We start from the raw sequence: 19565 nt of genomic DNA, 5'->3' as shown, positions 1-19565 counted from the left end.
ATTAACAACTTATTAATCAGTTGAGTAACACGTTTAGTTAGTAATGTTTTTAGCGATAGATTCTATATAATACTACAGTAAAAATTATTTATTGTGATAAATCGTGATAATTAATCGAAACAATTGTGGTTGATAACTCTTTAAACGCATAATTTATTGACTTTAGCATGATCCTTAACTAAGAATATTAATTTTGAAAAATATTAATGGCTAATCATCAAACACATGTTCAAATTAACACACAGTATAATTATATTTATAAATTAGCATTATTAATTATCAATCTGTGACTAGCGATCATATAAGTTCACATATAAAAATTACAATCGCCAGTAACTGACTAACAGGTTTAATGGCTTGATATGGTGATAGATACTTGTTAAATGGTAATTTGGCAAATAGTTTACGATCTAAATTGACTATATTTGTATAAAGACTGCTGATACCGTCTAATAAAATTATTTTGTTATTACTTCCTATAATATATATTATGTAAACCTAAAGATAAAATTTATAAGATAAAAAATAGCCCCGTTCCCTTAGCGATATTAGCTACATATGGGAAACGGGGCTATTTTTTAATTAATACTCATCAGTGACTATCTCATAACCTTGGTTTAGGAGTGAGTCAACATATATTCGATTGTAAATCATAGCAAATATAATTATTGCAAAGCCATGAGTGAAACTATTGGCAATAAACATAACTAGCATCCATTTATAATCAGCTCGTATAAATGGTACTAAACATCCGAAAAATAAACAGGTCCAGGATATTCCGTGCTTAGCATATATAACACTGTGTGTATCATTGTTTACTAATTTAATCATGGTTTGTTCCTTTATCAAGTTAAATTTGTGTTTAAACTAGGTTTTGCTATATTTTTTTATAAATGTTTAATAATATATCGGAATGTCGGTCCATCTTGTTCAACTAATAAAACTTCATGTCCTCTTTTTTTTGCATCAACTGGTATGTTATTAATTGATTGTGGACAATCGCTAATAATTTCTATTACTTCACCTGATTGCATATCCTCATAGGCATTGATACTAGCCATTGCTGGAAATGGACATGGTTCTCCTTCTAAATTTAATACGTAATCAATGTTAATCTCTGATGTCATGTTTATATTCCCTTCTTACTTTTAGCAAAGTAACGTTTTTCGTAGTATAAAACAAATAAAAATAACAGCATTAATCCTATATAGGTTATGGTAAGACCACCGTAATCTCCAAAAGTACTGAGTAAATTAATTTTTTGCGTTTCGTTTGTTAATAGAGGGGCTAATTTATCCCAGGAAACGATTACTAAGATAGAGCCTATAACGTTACCAATCCCAACAATCATATAGTGAACCTGCCCTTCTACCGCTCGATACATCCAGCCAGTTTCACAACCACCAGCAATCACGATACCAATACCGAAGATTAAGCCTCCTATTAAAGAATTTGGTCCTGCCCATAATATTTTCTGTACGACACCTAGTTGAATAAAGGCAAATGTGCCAATAGTACTTAATGCCATACCAATAATAATAGCTTTAGCCATTTGTGTTCGACCAACTGTCCACAAATCACGAAATGCCGAAGTAAAGCAAACTTGTCCTTTTTCTAATAAGAAGCCGAAAATTAAACCAAAAACTAATAACAATGGAAATATTCCGCCTAGTTTAAATGATTGAATACTTAATAATACTAATAGAACCACTGCAATGCCTATCGTGAGGCTAAGTTTATTTCTATCATTAAGACGTTGATTAGATTTGAATTTTTTCGATACTTTTCTTACTTTCACCTTAGATTGGAAAATAGGTAGTTTGATAATTTTAGTCCCAATATAGGTTCCAATAATTGAAGCAATGGTAAAATACCATGTATGTAGTGAGAACTGAGGAATACCTGTAAAAAATGCTGCCAGATTACAGCCCATTGCTAACCTTGCCCCAAATCCTGCTAAAATCCCTCCAATTAATGCTTGTGCCACTCTTATTTTAGAGGTTGGAAAACGTAATTTGATATTATTTGATAAGATCGCTGCGATAAAGGCTCCCACAAACATACCAAAAATCATAATGCCATCTGGACGTGTAAAGGGAGTTTTTTCGAAGTGAATTAACTCTAAATAGGAATATTGACTAGTATCAACGCCAGCCATTTTCATTAGATGAGCACCCCATCTAGTAAATTCACCTGTAACCGCCCAAGCGGATCCAACAATTCCAAAATAATACGCTGATAAAACACCTAACAATCCGACAACAATTGTAGGATTCCAAACACTTTTTATTGATGATTTCATTCGTTTGCTCCTTGTAATGTTATTAATTCATTCAGAATCAATTGATGCTCAGACGGATCGATTGTTCGACAATCTAATAACAATTGATTCTGATAAATTCTTGAAATAATTGGGATACTTCCCTTCCTTAATTTTTCCTCTAATTCTATTAAGGAGTAGTTATCAGAAGACAATGAAATAGCTACACTATTCATTTCTTCTTCCGGAAATGAGCCACCACCAATGTTGCTTTTTGAAGGAACAATTTGTGCTCTGAAGCCAATTGTTTTGTCATCGATTGCTTTTTTCAACTGACTAGCTTCTTCATGACAAATCGTTAAATCTTTACTGATCATTTTTAATGTAGGAATATTAGCAAAGGCTTGTTCTTTATTTTGATACAACATAAAGGTTGCTTCCAAGGCTGCTAGCGTTAATTTATCTACCCTCAAGGCTCTAAGTAGTTGATCCTGTCTCATTTTTTCAATCCATTCTCGTTTTCCTACGATAATGCCTGCTTGTGGTCCACCTAGTAATTTATCGCCACTAAAGGTTACGATATCACAACCTTTACTTAAAGCTTCTTGAATTGTAGGTTCATATGGAAGACCAAATTTTTGTAGGTCAAAGAATAATCCGCTACCTAAATCATTTACTAGCGGTAGTTGCTTCTGTTTGGCTAAAGAAGCCATCTCTTCCAGACTCGGTTGCTCAGTAAACCCAATCAAACGGTAATTACTCGTATGAACTTTTAATAAAGCCCCTGTATTCTCAGTTATAGCTTGCTTATAGTCGGTAAGATGTGTTTTATTCGTTGTCCCAACTTCAACTAATGTTCCTCCACTCAATTTGATTACTTCTGGAATACGAAATGAGCCACCAATCTCGACCAATTCGCCTCTAGACACAATAATTTCTTTATCATTGGCAATAGCTCTTAGCGCCAACATAATAGCGGCAGCATTATTATTGACCACTAAGACATCTTCAGCACCGGTTAAATCTTTGACTATTTCGGTTAAATGTTGATACCTTGAGCCTCTTTTACCTTCGTTGACATCATATTCTAAGTTACAATAGTGATACGCCACATCATTTAGATGATTACGGACTTTTTTGCTCAATAAAGAACGACCTAAATTAGTATGTAAAATAGTCCCTGTAGCATTAATCACTGAGGTTAGATGATAATCAGGTTCTGTAGTTAAACAAGTATTTATTTTCTCGAAAATGTCAGATACAGTAACGCTAGTCAATTGGTCTGATAATATTTCTTGACGAATTGACGACAAGGCTTGTTGACAAGCTTGTTTTATTTCTAGTACTGATATTTCTTGATAACGTAACGAGGTTTCTTTAACAAGTTTATCTATTTGAGGTAATGTTTTTAGTAAGTTTTGTTTGTTTTCATTCATTCTATTTCTCGTCCTAATTCTTCCATTCTATTGATGACATAATCTATCTCTTCATAAGTAGTTGCAGCACCTATTGAAAAACGCAGGGTCCCCTGACTAGTTGTATTTAAGCACCCATGTATCAGGGGAGCACAATGGAAACCTGTGCGGACACTTATATTGTAGTCAGTCGCTAAAATATCCCCCACCATTGCAGAAGGAATGTCATGGATATTACAGCTAATTACTCCTACTGTTTGTTCTTCAACCTCACCGTAGAGGGTCAAACCATTGATTTTTTCTAAAGCATGCCTAAAATAAATGGTCTTCTCTCTTAAACTAAGTTGTTTTTTTGCGACAGATTCTCCTTTATTGTCAAAAGATTCTAATGCTCCGCCTAGTCCTGCTATTCCCGGAACATTTAATGTGCCAGCTTCCTGATGCTGAGGCATTACTTTGGCAAACGGTTCTAAACCATCTCCACCGGAAATTAACGGATACATCTCTATATCTTTTTTTATTACTAAACCACCAATTCCCATTGGCCCATACAAAGATTTATGTCCAGTAAATGCTAATGCTGTTATTATTTTGTCCGAAAAATCAATTGGAACAGTCCCAAATGTTTGAGAACTATCTAAAATAATTGGGACACCTGCTTGATAAGCCATTTGTTTAATAGCCTCAAGATTTAAGCAATTACCCGTTACATTTGATGCGTGATTAAGAATTAACCAATCTGGTGACTTTTGCTTGATGAATTGATCACACTGTTGATAATCAAACATTCCGGTTAGAGTCGCAGATTCTAAGAAATTTAGTAAAATATTTTTAGACTGCTCTAATTCATATAAAGGTCTTAAGACAGCATTATGTTCCCAATCACTCGTTAAAACGTGCTGTTGTGCTTTTACACATCCTTTTATGACCATGTTTAATGCAGTAGTGGCATTTTGAGTAAACAAAACGTCGTAGGTATCACTAGAAGCATTAAGTAACTGAAGAATTTGTTCTTTCACTTTATTCACCACTCGTTGAGCATTCATTGAATACTGATGGGCTCCTCTAGAAGGGTTGCCATAATGATTACTAGATATAATTTCCGCCATTGCTTTCATCACAGCTGGCGGTTTTTGTATAGATGTGGATGCATAATCCATATAAATATTCATTCAATCCCTCTAATCTATTAATACTCGTTTATTTTCAATTCTTTTGGTCATCCCTAATTGATCAATATATTCTAATATGAGCATGGATGATTTGCGACTAGATCGAGTCAAATCTCTAAAATCTCCTAACGTCATTTCCTGATGTTCTTTAATATAGTCACACATTAACTGAATAGCGTCCCGTAATTTTTTACTTGAAATAGCATATTCGAATGTCAACATTGTAATTTCTTCACCATTTAATGCTTCTAACATCTCAATATAGTTCTTATCCCTTTTTGTTAATTCCTCTACTTTAGTAGGGTTGTAGCCATTTTGATCTAATATATTAAGCATCGACTCTTTAGCTTTAAGTTGATAACTATTGAAACTAATCTCAAAGTCTGATAACGCCAGTAAATCTCCTTCTCTTTTCAACAGGTTGACGGTGGTCATTCTAGTTAATAGAGCATCAATTAATGTTACTTTTCCTAAACGATTAAATTTAGAACGTAATTCTTTAATCGGCATTCCTTTACGTAGACGATACGTCTTATGATACCGACTAATTTCTTCCATAATCTTTTTGGTTAATTGCTCAAATCGAAGGGGGTGAATGTATGTATTGGTCGTCAGTTCCATTATTTGTTCCTGCGACTCGGCTTCATCTAATAGACGACATAGTTCATATTCTTCAATAGATAGATAATGTTGCATTTCTGATAGCGTCGTAAAAGGAGACGTTTGATGATAGGCAAAGTCTAACAATTGTTGTTCAACAGATCCCTCAGCTTTAATTTCTAAACTTTCGATGACACTTGACTTGAAGCGACGATGTTTATCTGGACTTGCATCTAATATTAACCCACCACCGATAGTTTTCATTGGTGAATACGCACGTATAATCAGATGATCGCCTTGTTTGACTCTAAGTGGTTCTTCTAATCGCAATTGTAAGAATCCTTCTGTGTTAGGAGCAATTGTCTCTACACCGATTGGAACGACACGTGCAAATACTTCCCGTGTTCCAATTAAAATACGAACACGATTCCATAAATTGATACCAGATAAATGATTCGCTAAACACTTAACCTTAACATCCATCATCCATGTTTCTTGACCGGTGTCTAACGTTGATAAAACATCCCCACGTTGGATCTCATCAGTTGCTATATTGGATAAATTGATAGCGACTCGTTGTCCGGGATAGGCTTCCTTTACCGTTTGTTCATGTACTTGTAAACTTCTGATTTTACAAGAGATATTACCAGGGTATAAATACAAGGTATCATTTACAGTTAGGCGTTTATCCAGTAAAGTTCCTGTCACAACTGTTCCAAATCCTTTTACTGAAAAAACACGATCCACATTCAGGCGGCCTTCATCCTTTTCAATTGGCGGATTTAATTCATTGGCAATCGTATAGATTGCTTGTTTTAATGCGTCAATTCCTACATTATCAATCGCATCTGTTTCAAAAATTGGAGCGCCTTCAAGTGGTGTTTCCTTACAATAATCGATTAAATCTTCTATAACTAATTCTTTTAGTTCGTCATCTACTTGATTAATTTTAGTTAAAACAATCATAAAGCTATTAATACCTAACAACGTCAAAATATCTATATGTTCCTTAGTTTGTGGCATGACCCCTTCTGCGGCATCAATCACTATCATCATGGTATGTATACCCGGTAAGCCCGCAACCATATTCTTTATAAATTTTTCATGACCTGGTACATCTACTAATCCAATCTTTTGATTGTTTGGACCTTCTAAGTAAGCAAATCCCAAATTAATTGACATTCCACGCTTTTTTTCTTCTTTGGTAGTATCTGTTTCTATACCAGATAAGGCTTTGACAAGAGTCGTTTTTCCGTGATCAATATGCCCAGCTGTTCCAATTACTATTTCCGTCATAGACGCACCTCTAATTTATTGTATCGTTTATTTAATCGTTCTCCCTGAATCATATAAATCTCTTTGATTGCGTAGGATGAATGATTTTTTGCTAATGCTTCTTCTAAATTTTCCGTTATTAATTCTAAAGAAAATCCACAAGTTGCTTCAATAGATTCTGGTGTAGCAATGATACGTACCTTTATATCTTGTTGTCTTAACCATTCTTCTGCTTGAATAGCTTCTTTAATATTTTTATATAGTACTAGATACTCCATTAATAACACTCCTATGGCTTGATGACGCGCGTATGCGTTCTTATAGTATGAACGATATGATACATGTTGGTAATATTACCTACGCTTAATTGTTCTGTTAACTCATAAAATTCTAAACAGGCACCACAAGTTAAAACTTCAACCCCGTTATCTTCCAATTCCTTGAAATCATTGATAGTTTGTTCAACTTCTGTCACTAACTTCACCCCACTATTATATAAAAGTACACAACTAGGCAGACTATCTTGTGCTAATAAAGTATTCACAAAGGTTTTTATTAAATTTTGACCTAAAGTAGGATTGCCTTTTCCCATTTCATCCGAGTCAATCACGACAATGTAGTCTTCATCTCTATGTATTGGTTCTGAATGAGTATCTTGTTGTAATTCAGTCGAGAAGTTGCCAGCAGATTTTGCCAGATTAACATAAAATCCATCTGTGTTCTCATTTACTTCGATTTTATAACCTAGTTGAGATGCCATTTTTTCCAAATTCTGGACTGCTACATAATTATCTACAATTGTCAGAACATGTTCATGTGCTTCTAAAGCTTTTTTTGTTTGTATTACGGGTAGAGGACAACTTAGTCCTCTTGCGTCAATTTTTTTCATGATTTGTCCTCCTAGTAAACTGCTATTTCAACTGCTTGTTTGTCAATGACTTGGCCAATAATAGCGCATTCGCTATCAAGTTCTTGTTTTAATTGTGTGATTAAGTCGTCTGCTTGGTTAGCTGGAACACTAAAAAGCAAACCGCCTGAAGTCTGTGGGTCAAATAAAATTTCTTCCATAGAAAAATCATCACAATGAAATGAGACGAAGTTAGACAAATAATTACGATTACGTTGTCCACCTGCTGTCAATATAAAATCAGAAGCTGCTTTTAATGCACCATCAAGAATGGGTAAATGATTAGAATAAAGGCACGCACTTAAACGACCATCTAACATTTCATGTAAATGACCCAACAATCCAAAACCTGTAATATCTGTACAGCTTGAAATATCATAATGTCTTGCAACATCCATCGCATATTTATTTAGCGTCTGCATATTTTTTACAGCTTGCTCAAAATAGTGTGTATCTATTTCTGAAACTTGAAAGCCTGTCGTTATAATACCTACTCCTAACGGCTTAGTTAATATCAAATAGTCACCTGATTTAGGCGTATTGTTGCTTAATATTTTCTGAGGGTTGATGATGCCATTAACCGATAGTCCATATTTAATAGAATGATCATGTATAGAGTGACCACCCACTAACAATCCACCAGCTTCTTGAACTTTCTCAGCACCACCTCGAAGTATTTCTTTTAAAATCGTTAGTGGTTTATCTTCAGGAAATGCCACGACGTTTAGGGCAGAAACAACGTCTCCCCCCATTGCATAAACATCACTAAGGGCATTAGCTGCCGCTATTTTCCCAAACATATAGGGGTCGGTTACCATGGGAGGGAAAAAATCTAACGTCTGGATAATGGCTTGTTCTTCGTTTAGTTTGATAACCGCTGCATCATCAGAGGATTCAAATCCAACTAGTAAACGATTGTCTTGTTTCTTCGGTAGGTCTTTAAGAAGTTCTCCAAGTTGACCAGGTCCTATTTTTGCATTACACCCACCGCATACTATTATTTGTTCGCTATTGTTCATATATATTCCCCTTCGATTTTTTATACTCTTTTAATTAAATAATTAAGTTATTCAATTAAAACAATATGCATAAGAAAAACATTGAAGTCATTTTCTTATGCAAAATATTTATGCCACTACTTGGTCTTTTTTAATTCCTTTTAAGAAATAGCTGATGCCAGTGTAGATAACCACAGCGATGATTACCCAAGTTAATGTGGACATGTCCATGCTTTTCACTAATTTAAATGCGATGGTAACGCCAATAACACCACCAATAGTTAAGCCTAATGTCCCTTTTCTAGAATAAGTGTTAGATTTGATAAAGTTCACGCCTGCTACAGGCATTAATCCAGCACATGATCCCATCATAATTGGAAAGGCAATTTGAGGATTCATTCCTAATAAGCTAACCATTGCCATACATGGTGCATATAATCCTACACCAGCTGTCATTAATGCGCCCAGAACGAAGTTACAAACTACACCAATTACAAGTTTAAACCCAGCTAGACCAGTCGCAGTATTATCCGTACCTAACGCATCAAGTAGTCCAACTTGTTTTAGTAACATCAAAACAGCCGTAAGAACTAATGCTACGCCCATTACTAACTGAACTTTTTTCTCTGGTAGTTTAGCAACAAATTTTGAGCCAAAAAATGAGCCAACAACTGCTGCACCGATTAGAGAAAATAAAGTAAGAGGTTCTACTTTTACCGCTGTGATAAATAGAAATGCTTCAAAAACAACCGGAACAGTATGCCCCGCATTTAAAGTCCCTGGTAACTCTTTGTCATTTTTAAAAAATTTAGTTAATTGGAACAACAAAGCGGTTGGTGCAAAGCTCCCGATACCTAACGTATCTAAAAAGTCTGTAATTGCTCCGACAACCGTTGCTACCAATAGATTGCCATGCCCCCAATTACCTCTTGATTTAATTAAATCGACAATAAAATAATATAAGAAATAAACAGTAAGTAATCCTAAAATAGATAGTAATGCTACGACCATAGTTTTCTCTCCTTTTCCAGTGGTTAATTCAAACTAAAACCATATTTTAATGGATCGTTTGGGCTAATTAAAAATGTATTAAATCCATTTATATATGCCGAACCACCAATTCGAGGAATAATCGCTTGATAATTACCTACTTTAGTTTCACTAACAATCTCACCAGTAAATTTAGTGTTAATGATACTTTCATAGACAAATGTATCGCCTACTCCCATTTCACCTTTACCATATAATGTTGCAAGTTTAGCGCTCGTTCCTGTACCACAAGGTGAACGGTCAACCTGTCCATCACCAAATACAACAACATTTTGATACGTTGCGTCTTCACTTGATGCCGGTCCATAAAATTCAACTAAATCAACGGTATTAATATGAGATAACTCAGGATGTTGGATATCTATCTGTGCATTGATAGCATCACGAATTTTAATCCCTACATCTGAGAATTTTGATGAATTTTCAGGTTTAATTTCTAGCCCCACTTTACTAGCTGGTAATAGTGCGAAGAAACTACCACCGAATGAGATGTCTACTGTTAGCTCACCAATTTCAGGCACATTTACCTGGACATCACGTTTATATAAAAATGCTGGCACATTTTCAAAAGCTACTGATTCTGCTTGGAAATCTTCTGATAAGGTGACAACGCCATGTACCATTCCAGCAGGCGTTTCTTGCGTAACTTTTACTTCTCTTTGGTTTTCTTCAACGTCTACCCAGCCTGCCTCAACAGCAGCTGTCATTGCAGCAATGGTATTATGACCACACATATTCAAATAACCACCAGCATCCATAAAGATGATGCCATAATCCGCTTCTTCGTTAACTGGTTCACAAATGAATGCGCCAAACATGTCATTATGGCCTCTTGGCTCAAGCATGACTGCTGTACGCAACCAGTCTTTTTCTTTCGCTAAATATTCTTTCTTTTCGGCCATTGTTTGACCAGGAAACTTGGTAATTCCACCGACAATTAATCTTGCTGCTTCTCCAGCTGTATGTGTGTCAATGGCTGTAAGCATTTTAGAAAATTTCATGTGATAACTCCTTTTTTAATCAGATAAATCTCGACGCATTTTCAGCTTCAATGCAGCTAGTGCTTTTTTAGCATCTACTTTATCTAAAGTATTTTCACCAACCACTTCTGTCTCGGTTCCAGTGGTCGATTTGTTAATATCCAACACAAAGTCTGTGTATTGATTTTCTACTACAAATTTCGCTTGTTTTCCAATGAATTTAAGGCCTATTACACTGATATCATGGTCACCAATTTCTTCCAAGGTTGTCGAAAAATCAATATCAGAATTTCCCCATCCATCAGTTGAAACAATTGCACCATCCGCTTGCATACTGTTGACAAGTTCTCCCGTTCGCCTACTCACAAATTCTTTTTCTTTATTGCTCTGTGGCGTCCCTGCTACAACAATTCCAAGAAAATTTATATCTGGATCCACTGAAAGAATTTCGACTAACGGGTCTCTAAAATGATGCAAAGATGTTTCTTTTGTTGACGGTCCAACACCCATCATTATACCTCCTTTTTATGAAAGAGCTCTGATAGCACCATCTCGATACTCGTTTACAGTTAAGTAAACTGGCATGCTGTGGAGATCGATTATAGATTGTCCACCAGAAAATCCGCTTGGCTCATCAGAAAATAACATGGCATCATACATTGCCCCTTGAGCTGGCAACTGTTTGACTAGGATAACATTAGGCTTATCTGGTTGCGTTTTATGTTCATACAAATGGGTCTCTGTAGCTGAACTTGCCTCAAGTAATTTCATTTTTTCGCGGATTTTTTGAATATATTGATCAGCTAGCTGAAACGCTTCATTACAGGTCACTCGGTCTAAAACCAGATTTTCTTGCATCATACAATCAATATGAATTAGCAGGTCGTTTTCTCCTGGCGTACCTGGTTTGTTGAGTTTTAATTGTTGACTTAAAATCCCTTCAGAAGAACCAAATTCATGTAATTGCTCACCATTTTTTATTCGACCAGTCAACAAGACAAAAACCCCTGTTAATGTATGCGTCAAGCCTTCACCAATATGACCTAACACCTTCGTGGATATCGGAATGATATCCATGATGGTGTTAGTCTCAATATCATGTTGATGAGGTTTAATTATTTGAATAAAAACATTATCAAAAATCTCTGAATCAAAACTTATTTGGTCGCTTATTGATAAACAATCAGTTGTCAAATTAAAATTTTGTCCTAGCTCTATTTCATTAATATGAAACGCTCTGATTTTTAGTGTTTTATTCTTCATAATTTATTACCTTCTATACATGTGCGATATATTCGTATGGTAAATTAACAATTTTACCTGGTGTTTGAATATCAACTAATGCTTGTAAAGTATCTTTTAAAATGCCTGTTTGCATTTCTACATTATTTGGTTCACCAGCGTTTGCTCCCATTGGAACCAACGGCGCAACGGCTCTTGGAGATCCATTTTGGCGTACGACTGGTGGTAAAGCTGCGATTAAAATAGTAGGAATACCCGCTTCCTCAATTGCTCTCTGCACGATCACGGCAGTTCTATGACAAGTCCCTCAACCGGCTGTTAGAACAACTGCGTCTACTTCTTCTTCTTTTAATTTTTGTGCAATTTCTGGACCAGTGATATCGTGGAACGCATCTTGGTCACCACCACCGCCCATGAATCCAGCATGCATTGGTGCAACGCTTCCGATGAAGCCTTCAGCAGCTAATTCATGTAAACGATCAATTGGGAACATACAGTTCACATCTTTATTAACGTCTGCATTATCGTAACCACCATGAGATACCATTAAATCATCACTTTTAGCTGTATCAGGAATTTCTCTATATGAAGTGTCCCCCGCTAAGTTGAATCGTTTATCAGATTTTAGATGCACGCCAGCAGCTGTAGCTAACGCGACTTTCATATCTTTAAGTTCTTTTGTTACAGGTGTAAAAATTGATTTAGGTGTGATTGGCACAAAAATCTCTGATTGTAAACCTTCAAAAACTGTTAAAGTCATTGAAATTCTCCTCTCTCTAGTCGTTCATCATTTTTTCTTGTAATTTTTTATGTCCCTGAATCGCATTAACATAATGCTCATTAGCTTCTTCTTCAAGCACTTCAGGGTAAGACATCATAAAGCCTACTTCTTGGCCCACTTTAATATCATATTCAGAAATTAACATTCTTCTTGGGATTTTCAATTGCCCCAAACGACCTTTTATATCAATCGTCACACTTGCATCTGAAAACTCCACGATAATTCCTTCAAACATTCTCTCAGTTGAGATGTATTTTAATTTTTCGATATTTTCCATTGTTTAACCTCATAAGCTTTATTTTGTGTTGTTTAGTCTTCTATTTCATAAATTTCTTGACGTTTTTTGCTCTTTGGTAGTGTTTGCTCATTCTCTACAAGTTCAATTTTTTTGCCAAGTTTTGCTTCGATTACTTCAATGTTGTTTTGTTTAACATTAGGATTCCATTTACGTTCAGCAGGTTTAATTGTTCCTCCACCCATTAATGTTTTCAACATTGCTAAGTCACGAATTGCATCTTCTCTACATAATGTATTGTTAGATAAAATTTCGTTTTCAATACCTTGTTTTGATTTATTATTATCAACCATAGCGACCATGTGCTCGTTACCTACAACAAGAGCACCTTGGACAGCACTATATGAATCACCCACAACTTTAATTCCACGTTTACCCACTTCTTCGATATGTGACGCGAAATCGATATGGTTATTACCAAATCCTTCAGTTGTGATGATTGCTCCATCAATTCCCATTGCTTCAATTGTCATCCCTAGACGTTTAGACACATAGTATTTTTCAGAATTAGCTTGTGGAGAACCAACAAACATAACGCCTACTAAATCAATTTCTTCATCATTCATTGCTTCTTGTACTAAAGGTTCTCTCCAGTAGTGACGAGATGTTTCTTTAGACGCAGGTCCAATACATGTTAAGGCATGAATACCGCCATCTAGCACTTCAGTTGGTGCAAGAATGACTGGTAAGTTACCTAAGTCAACGTTTGGTTTCGCGCCTAATGTCCCAACTGGTTCAACTGGCATAATTAAGTTATCATGCATAGCCCCTTGTCCCATGATTTCTTTAATCACTAAAACTTTTTTCTTGCCTGGACGACGATATTGAGTGATTTCGTTAGTATCAACGATTAATGCTTCATCAGCTTTTTTTAATGCTTCACGGATTTCTTGTGTTAGATAATCAGAAGCTTTATGAGCGGCTAAAGGTCCTGGACGTTCCATATTAGCTCCAGCTTTGATCGTTACCTGTGTTTTAATAAAGATTTCGCCTTTATCTGGTGCACCAGGGCGCCCCCACATAATGTTACGATCTAATTCACCCTCTGATGAACCGAATTCACCAATTTGTACACCATTAGCGTCAGTACCGGTTAATACAACGACAACACCGTCCATAATACGTGTAATACCATGACCTAAATCACCTTCGATTTTAGTAGCGATTGGTTGAACATCCATAATAGTTTCACTATATGTATCGTACTTATCTGGTGTGATAATATCGATTTTCATATTTTCAACTAGTTCTTCAAGTTCCACAGCTTCAGCTGAAATCTCTTCAGGCTTACGGATAATTAACGTATTATCTTCAATTTTCGTTTCCTCACCGAAAACTACATTTGTAATGTTGATATGTTGGCGAGTTACTGAACGCATTTTAATAGGCTCTTGTTCATTAGTAACGGTTTCATTTACAGTAGTAGCTACTGAAGACACAGCGTCTTCGCCTAATACAGAGGTTTGTTGAACTGCTGGTGCTGCTCCTGTAACTACGATAGGCAATTCTAATTCTATTCCTTTACCTTCAGCGATACTAATTTTGATTGTTTGACCTGAAACGGATGTTGAAGTAGCATGAGAAACGGCAACTTCAGAGCTAGTAGCTGGAGTTTCAATAACTTCGACTTCTTCTGCTTTTTCTTCTTCAACAGTTTGTTGAATGCCTGATACTAAATCAGCAGTTAATGGTACTAACGCATCTGTAGTCGTTAATAAAGTTGCACCAATTACTTCTCCGATAGTTAAGCAATTTTCTGGGATAGTCAACAAACCTGAATCTTCTAAATCAGCAAAAATTGCTGGATCCTCCAAGTTTGCTGGTTCAATAGTGATGTTTCCTTCAGCTCGGCAACATAATACTGCCGGGTCATTAGCGTGATCTTTTGCTGTTTCAGCTGTAATAGACATAGACAAATCCTCCTAATTTTATTTCGATATATTTTTTAGGCAGTCGGTAATCTTCGATATAGTTTATGTCCAACCGAACGCAGCACATGATCCGTATGATGATAAACTGGAACTCCTAACCTAGGAGCTACACCTAGAACGGTGTTTGTTCAATCAGAACACGTACCGGTAAGTATCACTTCAGCGCCAGCTTTTTTCATTTTCATAACTTTTTCAGCTTGTCCTGGACATACACCCGGTTTCGAACATCTATATCTTCCATTAACTTCTACCATACGTTTACACATTTCTTTTGCAACTACTTCAGCACCCATATTGTTAGCGATTTCAGTCAAGCGTTCTTCAGAACCACCGCATTCACAAATTAAGATACCGATTGGACGAGTTTCTTGAGGATAAGGCATCGCAACTAAGATACCACCGGTTGTTTTATTAATTGGTGTACTTTCTTCGACGCTTCTTCCAGTCATTGGCCCGCCCATCACGATTTCGCCATGTGGGTGAATATATCCACCCGCACATTCAATTAAATCAATAACTGGGAAACCAATTGGGGTATTCTCAAATACATGAGATTCACCAACTACTCGTCCGGCAACAGTAACATCCTTGTCAATAAATGGTTTACGGTCATCAATTGCTTCAGAAATTCGTTTTACCGTTTCAACATTTGATACAATTACATCTACTTCGATTGGTAATTGCCCTGGATTTAATTCAATCCCTAGAACTTCACGAATAATCATTCGCTCATCTCCTGCAGGATAAATGTCTGGCAGACGATAAACTTCAATCATTGGTTCATCTTTAGTCGCTTTTAATAATTCAATCACTGCTTGTCGATTTTTATCTTTAATGGCAATGACAGCTTTTGGAGCTTCAGTAATGGACATCACATGTTTCGTTCCCTCAACAATTTGTGTCGCATACTTTTGGGTTTGTTGTATATTGTGGTGTAACAATGCCTCACACTCAGCATCATTAACGATAAATACGCCATTTGGAATTTTATTGTTTAATTTAATGTGAGTTGGAAAACCCGCACCGCCTGCACCAACAATTCCTGCAGCTTCAATCATAGCTAATTTATCACTGTTTTCAGTTAAAGGTAAATAATCAGCAGTGGGCACGTCGGTCATGGTAATACCAATTTTTTCATTATCAATTGATGTGACCACACCAGTAATACTGCTGTGAATATTAGCGCCTAATCCATTTGGTTTTGCGATTAATTCACCACGTTTTACTTCTTGATTTATTGAAACGATTGCTTCACAGGGAGCTCCAACGTGTTGTTTTAATGGAATATAACAGATTGTCATTTTTTTCACCTCCTCGTTATAATTCGTGGTATTTTGTGAAATATTTAACAATATACATTATGATTTCACAAATGGATAATAACATATATATCCACATATTTTAAGGTGTATAAGTAAAATAACGCAAAAATTTCATAAATACCTCATAAAAAAATCACAAAACTCCAATAAACGACACTTTATTGGACAAAACAAAAAAATCTATCTATTTACAAACGAATTTTTGTGAATCATTTAATTAATAAGAAACGCACCATAATAATCATAAACTGAAATAAAAAAAAGTGAAGGGTTTCCCCTTCACTTTTTAACTGATGATAGACATCTCTATTATTAAAGAATGAATTACTTAATTTCATTCTTATATTTTTATGGCGGGAAAGTGTGGGAATCGAACCCACCCAAGAAGCTCTTAACTCCTCGTACTGGTTTTGAAGACCAGAGGGAACACCAGAACCCATCCATTCCCGAATTACAAATAAGATAATAGCAATAAAAAAACATTCTGTCAAAAACGAACGTTTTTTTATTGTATGATTATTAATTTAGTTCAGATTTAAGTACGCCACCAACAGCGTAATGTTCTTTTTTCATCTCTTGAATCACGACATGAATATTCTCTTTTGGAGCACCAGATGTTTTAGAAATGGCTTCGGTTACTTCCTGCACCATCGATTTTTTTTGTTCATCCGTTCGTCCTTCTAGAAGTTCAATATGTACAATTGGCATCTTATCATCTCTCCTTAACGTTTTATTATCCTTATTATACCTCAGAACGGTGTCGGACTAAATTTTTTTTAGGAATCGTTACAATAAACGTTGCACCTTGATTTACTTTACTTTCAAGTGTTATTTGACCATTTAATTGTTCGACGCAATTTTGAACAATGCTTAAGCCTAAGCCAGTGCCACCATTTTTGCGATCCCTAGACTCCCCTACACGATAAAACTTTTCAAAAATACGTTGTTGATCAACTTCGGCAATACCGATGCCATTATCTTGAATTGAAAATACAATTGATTTCGAGGTTTCGGTGAGTTTAAGATTAATATCTCCTGATTCAATCGAATAATGAATGGCATTTTCTAATAAATTCTTTATTATTGGTTGAAAATATTGTTCAGAAACCTCATAAGTAGATTGAAGGGAAGAAATTAAGTCTATTTTTAAATATTTCGCTTGAATTAAGGGATGATATATTATCATCTCCTCTTTAATCACTTCTGAAATATCTTTCCAAACAATAGCTACCTCTGTCAATTGATGCTGCGTCTTTAGCAATTCTAAAATGCGATTAACTAACTGATTAAGACGCTTTCCTTCTTTATCAATGATTTTAATAAACTCTTTCTGAGTATCAGAAGGTAAGGATTCATCTAAAATGGTTTCAGTAAAGCCAACGATTGAGGTGATAGGTGTTTTCAATTCATGTGCAACATTACGAATTAATGTTTCATGGGCACGTTCTAATATCTTAATCGAAGTAATATCATATAAAATAATTATCGCTTCTTCTGCTTGTTGAATAGATGCCGTTGTATTAATACGGATTTCTGCCTTAAACACTTTAAAAGTAGGCAAATCTAACACGATTTCTTTAGCAATAGTACGTTTATTACTTTTGGATAATTGCTTTAAGAGCGATTCAATATCGGACTTTAGCCCATTCGGACGGTAATAATAATCCCTAGCCATCGCGTTGAAGGTTCGTTCATCTGTTTCCAGATTTACAGTAATAATCCCAATTTCTACATTATTTAATAAATACTCTAATTTTTCTTCAGCCACTAATTGCTGAAAATGTAATTGATGGTTGTTTCTCATTAATTGGTTTAGTTTATCATATAATAAGGACCACTCGTCCTTTGCAATCATTAGTTCTTGTTGGTTTTCAGGATGAGTTAAGGCCTCTTCTACAACGGATAATGCATATTTGACAGGTTGTTGATTATGTCGAGAAAGTATATATATGGCGCATGTTGCTAATCCATACAACAGTGTGATTAGCCATAACAATAATTTTTTTAAAGTCGAAAGATTGTATGGATAATCATGGAGACTTTGCGATACCTGTCTGATACCAATGCGTCCGTTCTGGTTAACAATCGCTTGTGAAACCATTAATTGATTGGTTTCTTTAGAAACATTACTCGCCAAATTATTACCACTCCTAATTAATGTAGTTGAGGCTTGTGTCAGTGGTTGAGTCGTTACTTCAAGTGCATCACCTAATGCATCCAAAAATGTAATATTTAGACTAATCAACGTTGGATGATCAAAACGGATTGACTGAAAGGTACTAGTTTGCCAATTCATTTCTTTCTCTAACTCATATTGCGTAACTAATTGAGAAATGGTTTCAGAAAGGTAATAAGTTTGTTTCTCAGTATCGCGTTTTGAGATGTAATGATTCATTATTCCTAAAGTTAATATTGCCAAACTTCCCATAATCACTAGCAAACGAATAAGCGACATTGATTTTACATATTGTTTCATCTTGAATCCTCATGCGGAAGATAATCAAATTTATAGCCAAACCCTCGGACTGTATGTAAATATTCTGGCAGTTTCGGTTCACGTTCTATTTTTTCCCTCAGATGACTGACGTGAATATCAACAACTCGTGACTGACTGTATACATCATCACCCCAAATTCGGTTAAGTAATGTGTCGCGATCGATGATTCGACCTGGTCGTTCAATAAAATAAGCTAACAACTCATATTCCTTCTTCGTTAAATCTAGTAATTGTTGTTGTTTATATATGGTAAAAGCCGACCTATTAAAAGTTAACTCACCAACTGTTATTATATTATCTAATTCGGCCTCATTTAAAAGTCTTTTGACGTCACTAGTAATAGAGGCACTTGAAGCGCGACGTAAGATTCCTTTAATACGTGCGATTAATTCCCTTGGACTAAAAGGTTTTGTCATGTAGTCATCCGCACCAAATTCAATCCCGATAATTTTATCGACAGTTTCATCTTTAGCAGTTAATAGCAAAATAGGAACATTAACCGCTTGTTGACGTAGTGCCTTAACAATATCCATTCCGTCCATATTCGGCAACATCACATCTAACACAATAAAATCAAAGAATTGGTTAAGTGCTGTTTGAAAGGCTTCATAACCATCATGGACAATCACTGTTTCATAACCTGCTTTTTGTAGATGGTAATCTATCAATGTTGTAATAGAGACTTCATCATCAACAATTAATATTTTCAATTTAAATGTTCCTCCTATAGTATGGATAATTTAATTATACAGTAATTTCACCACAGCGGTCCTAACTTATATTACAAATTCAATAAATAATGACTATCAATGACCTATTAACTATTAAGATACGCAATCT

Annotated in this window: 20 protein-coding genes and 1 tRNA gene; all 21 read right to left on the bottom strand. The window is 35.4% G+C overall.

The window, feature by feature from the left end:
* Window positions 1–887 precede the first annotated feature (887 nt).
* Window positions 888–1127 carry a sulfurtransferase-like selenium metabolism protein YedF gene (gene yedF, locus FA707_RS05465; protein ID WP_136953278.1) on the bottom strand — a complete coding sequence of 80 codons (240 nt, stop codon included), beginning with the start codon at window positions 1125–1127 and terminating at the stop codon, window positions 888–890.
* 2 nt (window positions 1128–1129) lie between these two features.
* Complete coding sequence (gene yedE, locus FA707_RS05460; RefSeq protein WP_136953277.1) at window positions 1130–2302, bottom strand: selenium metabolism membrane protein YedE/FdhT; 1173 nt, start codon at window positions 2300–2302, stop codon at window positions 1130–1132.
* Window positions 2299–3696: an L-seryl-tRNA(Sec) selenium transferase gene (gene selA, locus FA707_RS05455; RefSeq protein ID WP_136953276.1), complete on the bottom strand. Its 1398-nt coding sequence runs from the start codon at window positions 3694–3696 to the stop codon at window positions 2299–2301. The genes yedE and selA overlap by 4 nt, the downstream gene beginning before the upstream one ends.
* A complete protein-coding gene (locus FA707_RS05450; protein WP_136953275.1) occupies window positions 3693–4847 on the bottom strand; it encodes an aminotransferase class V-fold PLP-dependent enzyme in 1155 nt (384 codons plus the stop codon). The genes selA and FA707_RS05450 overlap by 4 nt, the downstream gene beginning before the upstream one ends.
* A gap of 9 nt (window positions 4848–4856) precedes the next feature.
* Window positions 4857–6743 carry a selenocysteine-specific translation elongation factor gene (selB, locus tag FA707_RS05445; RefSeq protein ID WP_136953274.1) on the bottom strand — a complete coding sequence of 629 codons (1887 nt, stop codon included), beginning with the start codon at window positions 6741–6743 and terminating at the stop codon, window positions 4857–4859.
* Window positions 6740–7000 (bottom strand): putative Se/S carrier protein, encoded by a 261-nt coding sequence (locus FA707_RS05440; protein WP_136953273.1) that lies wholly within the window; start codon window positions 6998–7000, stop codon window positions 6740–6742. Before FA707_RS05440 ends, selB begins: the two co-directional genes overlap by 4 nt.
* 11 nt (window positions 7001–7011) lie before the next feature.
* A complete protein-coding gene (gene yedF / locus FA707_RS05435; RefSeq protein ID WP_136953272.1) occupies window positions 7012–7611 on the bottom strand; it encodes a sulfurtransferase-like selenium metabolism protein YedF in 600 nt (199 codons plus the stop codon).
* A gap of 11 nt (window positions 7612–7622) precedes the next feature.
* On the bottom strand, window positions 7623–8648 hold the full coding sequence (gene selD / locus FA707_RS05430) for a selenide, water dikinase SelD (RefSeq protein ID WP_136953271.1): 1026 nt from the start codon (window positions 8646–8648) through the stop codon (window positions 7623–7625).
* A gap of 108 nt (window positions 8649–8756) precedes the next feature.
* Window positions 8757–9638, bottom strand: a complete 882-nt coding sequence (locus tag FA707_RS05425) for a sulfite exporter TauE/SafE family protein (RefSeq protein WP_136953270.1) — start codon at window positions 9636–9638, stop codon at window positions 8757–8759.
* A 23-nt stretch (window positions 9639–9661) separates the two neighbouring features.
* Complete coding sequence (locus tag FA707_RS05420) at window positions 9662–10678, bottom strand: proline racemase family protein (protein WP_136953269.1); 1017 nt, start codon at window positions 10676–10678, stop codon at window positions 9662–9664.
* Between the two features lie 15 nt (window positions 10679–10693).
* A complete protein-coding gene (locus FA707_RS05415; RefSeq protein ID WP_136954191.1) occupies window positions 10694–11167 on the bottom strand; it encodes a glycine/sarcosine/betaine reductase component B subunit in 474 nt (157 codons plus the stop codon).
* 15 nt (window positions 11168–11182) lie between these two features.
* Window positions 11183–11920, bottom strand: coding sequence for a proline reductase cluster protein PrdD (gene prdD, locus FA707_RS05410; protein WP_136953268.1), 738 nt, complete (start codon window positions 11918–11920; stop codon window positions 11183–11185).
* Window positions 11921–11933: 13 nt separating this feature from the next.
* On the bottom strand, window positions 11934–12179 hold the full coding sequence (locus FA707_RS10645; protein ID WP_246032298.1) for a hypothetical protein: 246 nt from the start codon (window positions 12177–12179) through the stop codon (window positions 11934–11936).
* Between the two features lie 27 nt (window positions 12180–12206).
* On the bottom strand, window positions 12207–12665 hold the full coding sequence (locus FA707_RS10640) for a glycine/sarcosine/betaine reductase selenoprotein B family protein (protein ID WP_484444096.1): 459 nt from the start codon (window positions 12663–12665) through the stop codon (window positions 12207–12209).
* A gap of 10 nt (window positions 12666–12675) precedes the next feature.
* Window positions 12676–12957, bottom strand: coding sequence for a CBO2463/CBO2479 domain-containing protein (locus FA707_RS05400; protein ID WP_136953266.1), 282 nt, complete (start codon window positions 12955–12957; stop codon window positions 12676–12678).
* Between the two features lie 32 nt (window positions 12958–12989).
* Entirely contained in the window at window positions 12990–14885 is a 1896-nt protein-coding gene (prdA, locus tag FA707_RS05395; protein ID WP_136953265.1) for a D-proline reductase (dithiol) proprotein PrdA, read from the bottom strand.
* A 35-nt stretch (window positions 14886–14920) separates the two neighbouring features.
* Window positions 14921–16207, bottom strand: coding sequence for a proline reductase-associated electron transfer protein PrdC (gene prdC / locus FA707_RS05390; protein ID WP_171028925.1), 1287 nt, complete (start codon window positions 16205–16207; stop codon window positions 14921–14923).
* A gap of 372 nt (window positions 16208–16579) precedes the next feature.
* A tRNA-Sec gene (locus FA707_RS10460) sits at window positions 16580–16676 on the bottom strand.
* Window positions 16677–16747: 71 nt separating this feature from the next.
* Window positions 16748–16936 (bottom strand): 2-hydroxymuconate tautomerase, encoded by a 189-nt coding sequence (gene thmT / locus FA707_RS05380; protein WP_136953262.1) that lies wholly within the window; start codon window positions 16934–16936, stop codon window positions 16748–16750.
* Between the two features lie 34 nt (window positions 16937–16970).
* A complete protein-coding gene (locus tag FA707_RS05375) occupies window positions 16971–18704 on the bottom strand; it encodes a sensor histidine kinase (protein WP_136953261.1) in 1734 nt (577 codons plus the stop codon).
* Window positions 18701–19435, bottom strand: a complete 735-nt coding sequence (locus FA707_RS05370; protein ID WP_136953260.1) for a response regulator transcription factor — start codon at window positions 19433–19435, stop codon at window positions 18701–18703. The genes FA707_RS05375 and FA707_RS05370 overlap by 4 nt, the downstream gene beginning before the upstream one ends.
* Between the last annotated feature and the right edge of the window lie 130 nt (window positions 19436–19565).

The organism is Vagococcus zengguangii (assembly GCF_005145005.1).
Taxonomy (GTDB): Bacteria; Bacillota; Bacilli; order Lactobacillales; family Vagococcaceae; genus Vagococcus_A; species Vagococcus_A zengguangii.
This window is presented reverse-complemented; position numbering and strand designations above follow the sequence as displayed.

What these genes read in the sequence shown, in the direction of transcription:
- FA707_RS05400 (WP_136953266.1), bottom strand. Translation starts at nt 12,957, where the DNA reads ATGGAAAATATCGAAAAATTAAAATACATCTCAACTGAGAGAATGTTT.
- FA707_RS05415 (WP_136954191.1), bottom strand. Translation starts at nt 11,167, where the DNA reads ATGGGTGTTGGACCGTCAACAAAAGAAACATCTTTGCATCATTTTAGA.
- yedF (WP_136953272.1), bottom strand. Translation starts at nt 7,611, where the DNA reads ATGAAAAAAATTGACGCAAGAGGACTAAGTTGTCCTCTACCCGTAATA.
- yedF (WP_136953278.1), bottom strand. Translation starts at nt 1,127, where the DNA reads ATGACATCAGAGATTAACATTGATTACGTATTAAATTTAGAAGGAGAA.
- selD (WP_136953271.1), bottom strand. Translation starts at nt 8,648, where the DNA reads ATGAACAATAGCGAACAAATAATAGTATGCGGTGGGTGTAATGCAAAA.
- prdA (WP_136953265.1), bottom strand. Translation starts at nt 14,885, where the DNA reads ATGTCTATTACAGCTGAAACAGCAAAAGATCACGCTAATGACCCGGCA.
- FA707_RS05450 (WP_136953275.1), bottom strand. Translation starts at nt 4,847, where the DNA reads ATGAATATTTATATGGATTATGCATCCACATCTATACAAAAACCGCCA.
- selB (WP_136953274.1), bottom strand. Translation starts at nt 6,743, where the DNA reads ATGACGGAAATAGTAATTGGAACAGCTGGGCATATTGATCACGGAAAA.
- yedE (WP_136953277.1), bottom strand. Translation starts at nt 2,302, where the DNA reads ATGAAATCATCAATAAAAAGTGTTTGGAATCCTACAATTGTTGTCGGA.
- prdD (WP_136953268.1), bottom strand. Translation starts at nt 11,920, where the DNA reads ATGAAGAATAAAACACTAAAAATCAGAGCGTTTCATATTAATGAAATA.
- thmT (WP_136953262.1), bottom strand. Translation starts at nt 16,936, where the DNA reads ATGCCAATTGTACATATTGAACTTCTAGAAGGACGAACGGATGAACAA.
- FA707_RS05375 (WP_136953261.1), bottom strand. Translation starts at nt 18,704, where the DNA reads ATGAAACAATATGTAAAATCAATGTCGCTTATTCGTTTGCTAGTGATT.
- selA (WP_136953276.1), bottom strand. Translation starts at nt 3,696, where the DNA reads ATGAATGAAAACAAACAAAACTTACTAAAAACATTACCTCAAATAGAT.
- FA707_RS05425 (WP_136953270.1), bottom strand. Translation starts at nt 9,638, where the DNA reads ATGGTCGTAGCATTACTATCTATTTTAGGATTACTTACTGTTTATTTC.
- FA707_RS05420 (WP_136953269.1), bottom strand. Translation starts at nt 10,678, where the DNA reads ATGAAATTTTCTAAAATGCTTACAGCCATTGACACACATACAGCTGGA.
- FA707_RS05440 (WP_136953273.1), bottom strand. Translation starts at nt 7,000, where the DNA reads ATGGAGTATCTAGTACTATATAAAAATATTAAAGAAGCTATTCAAGCA.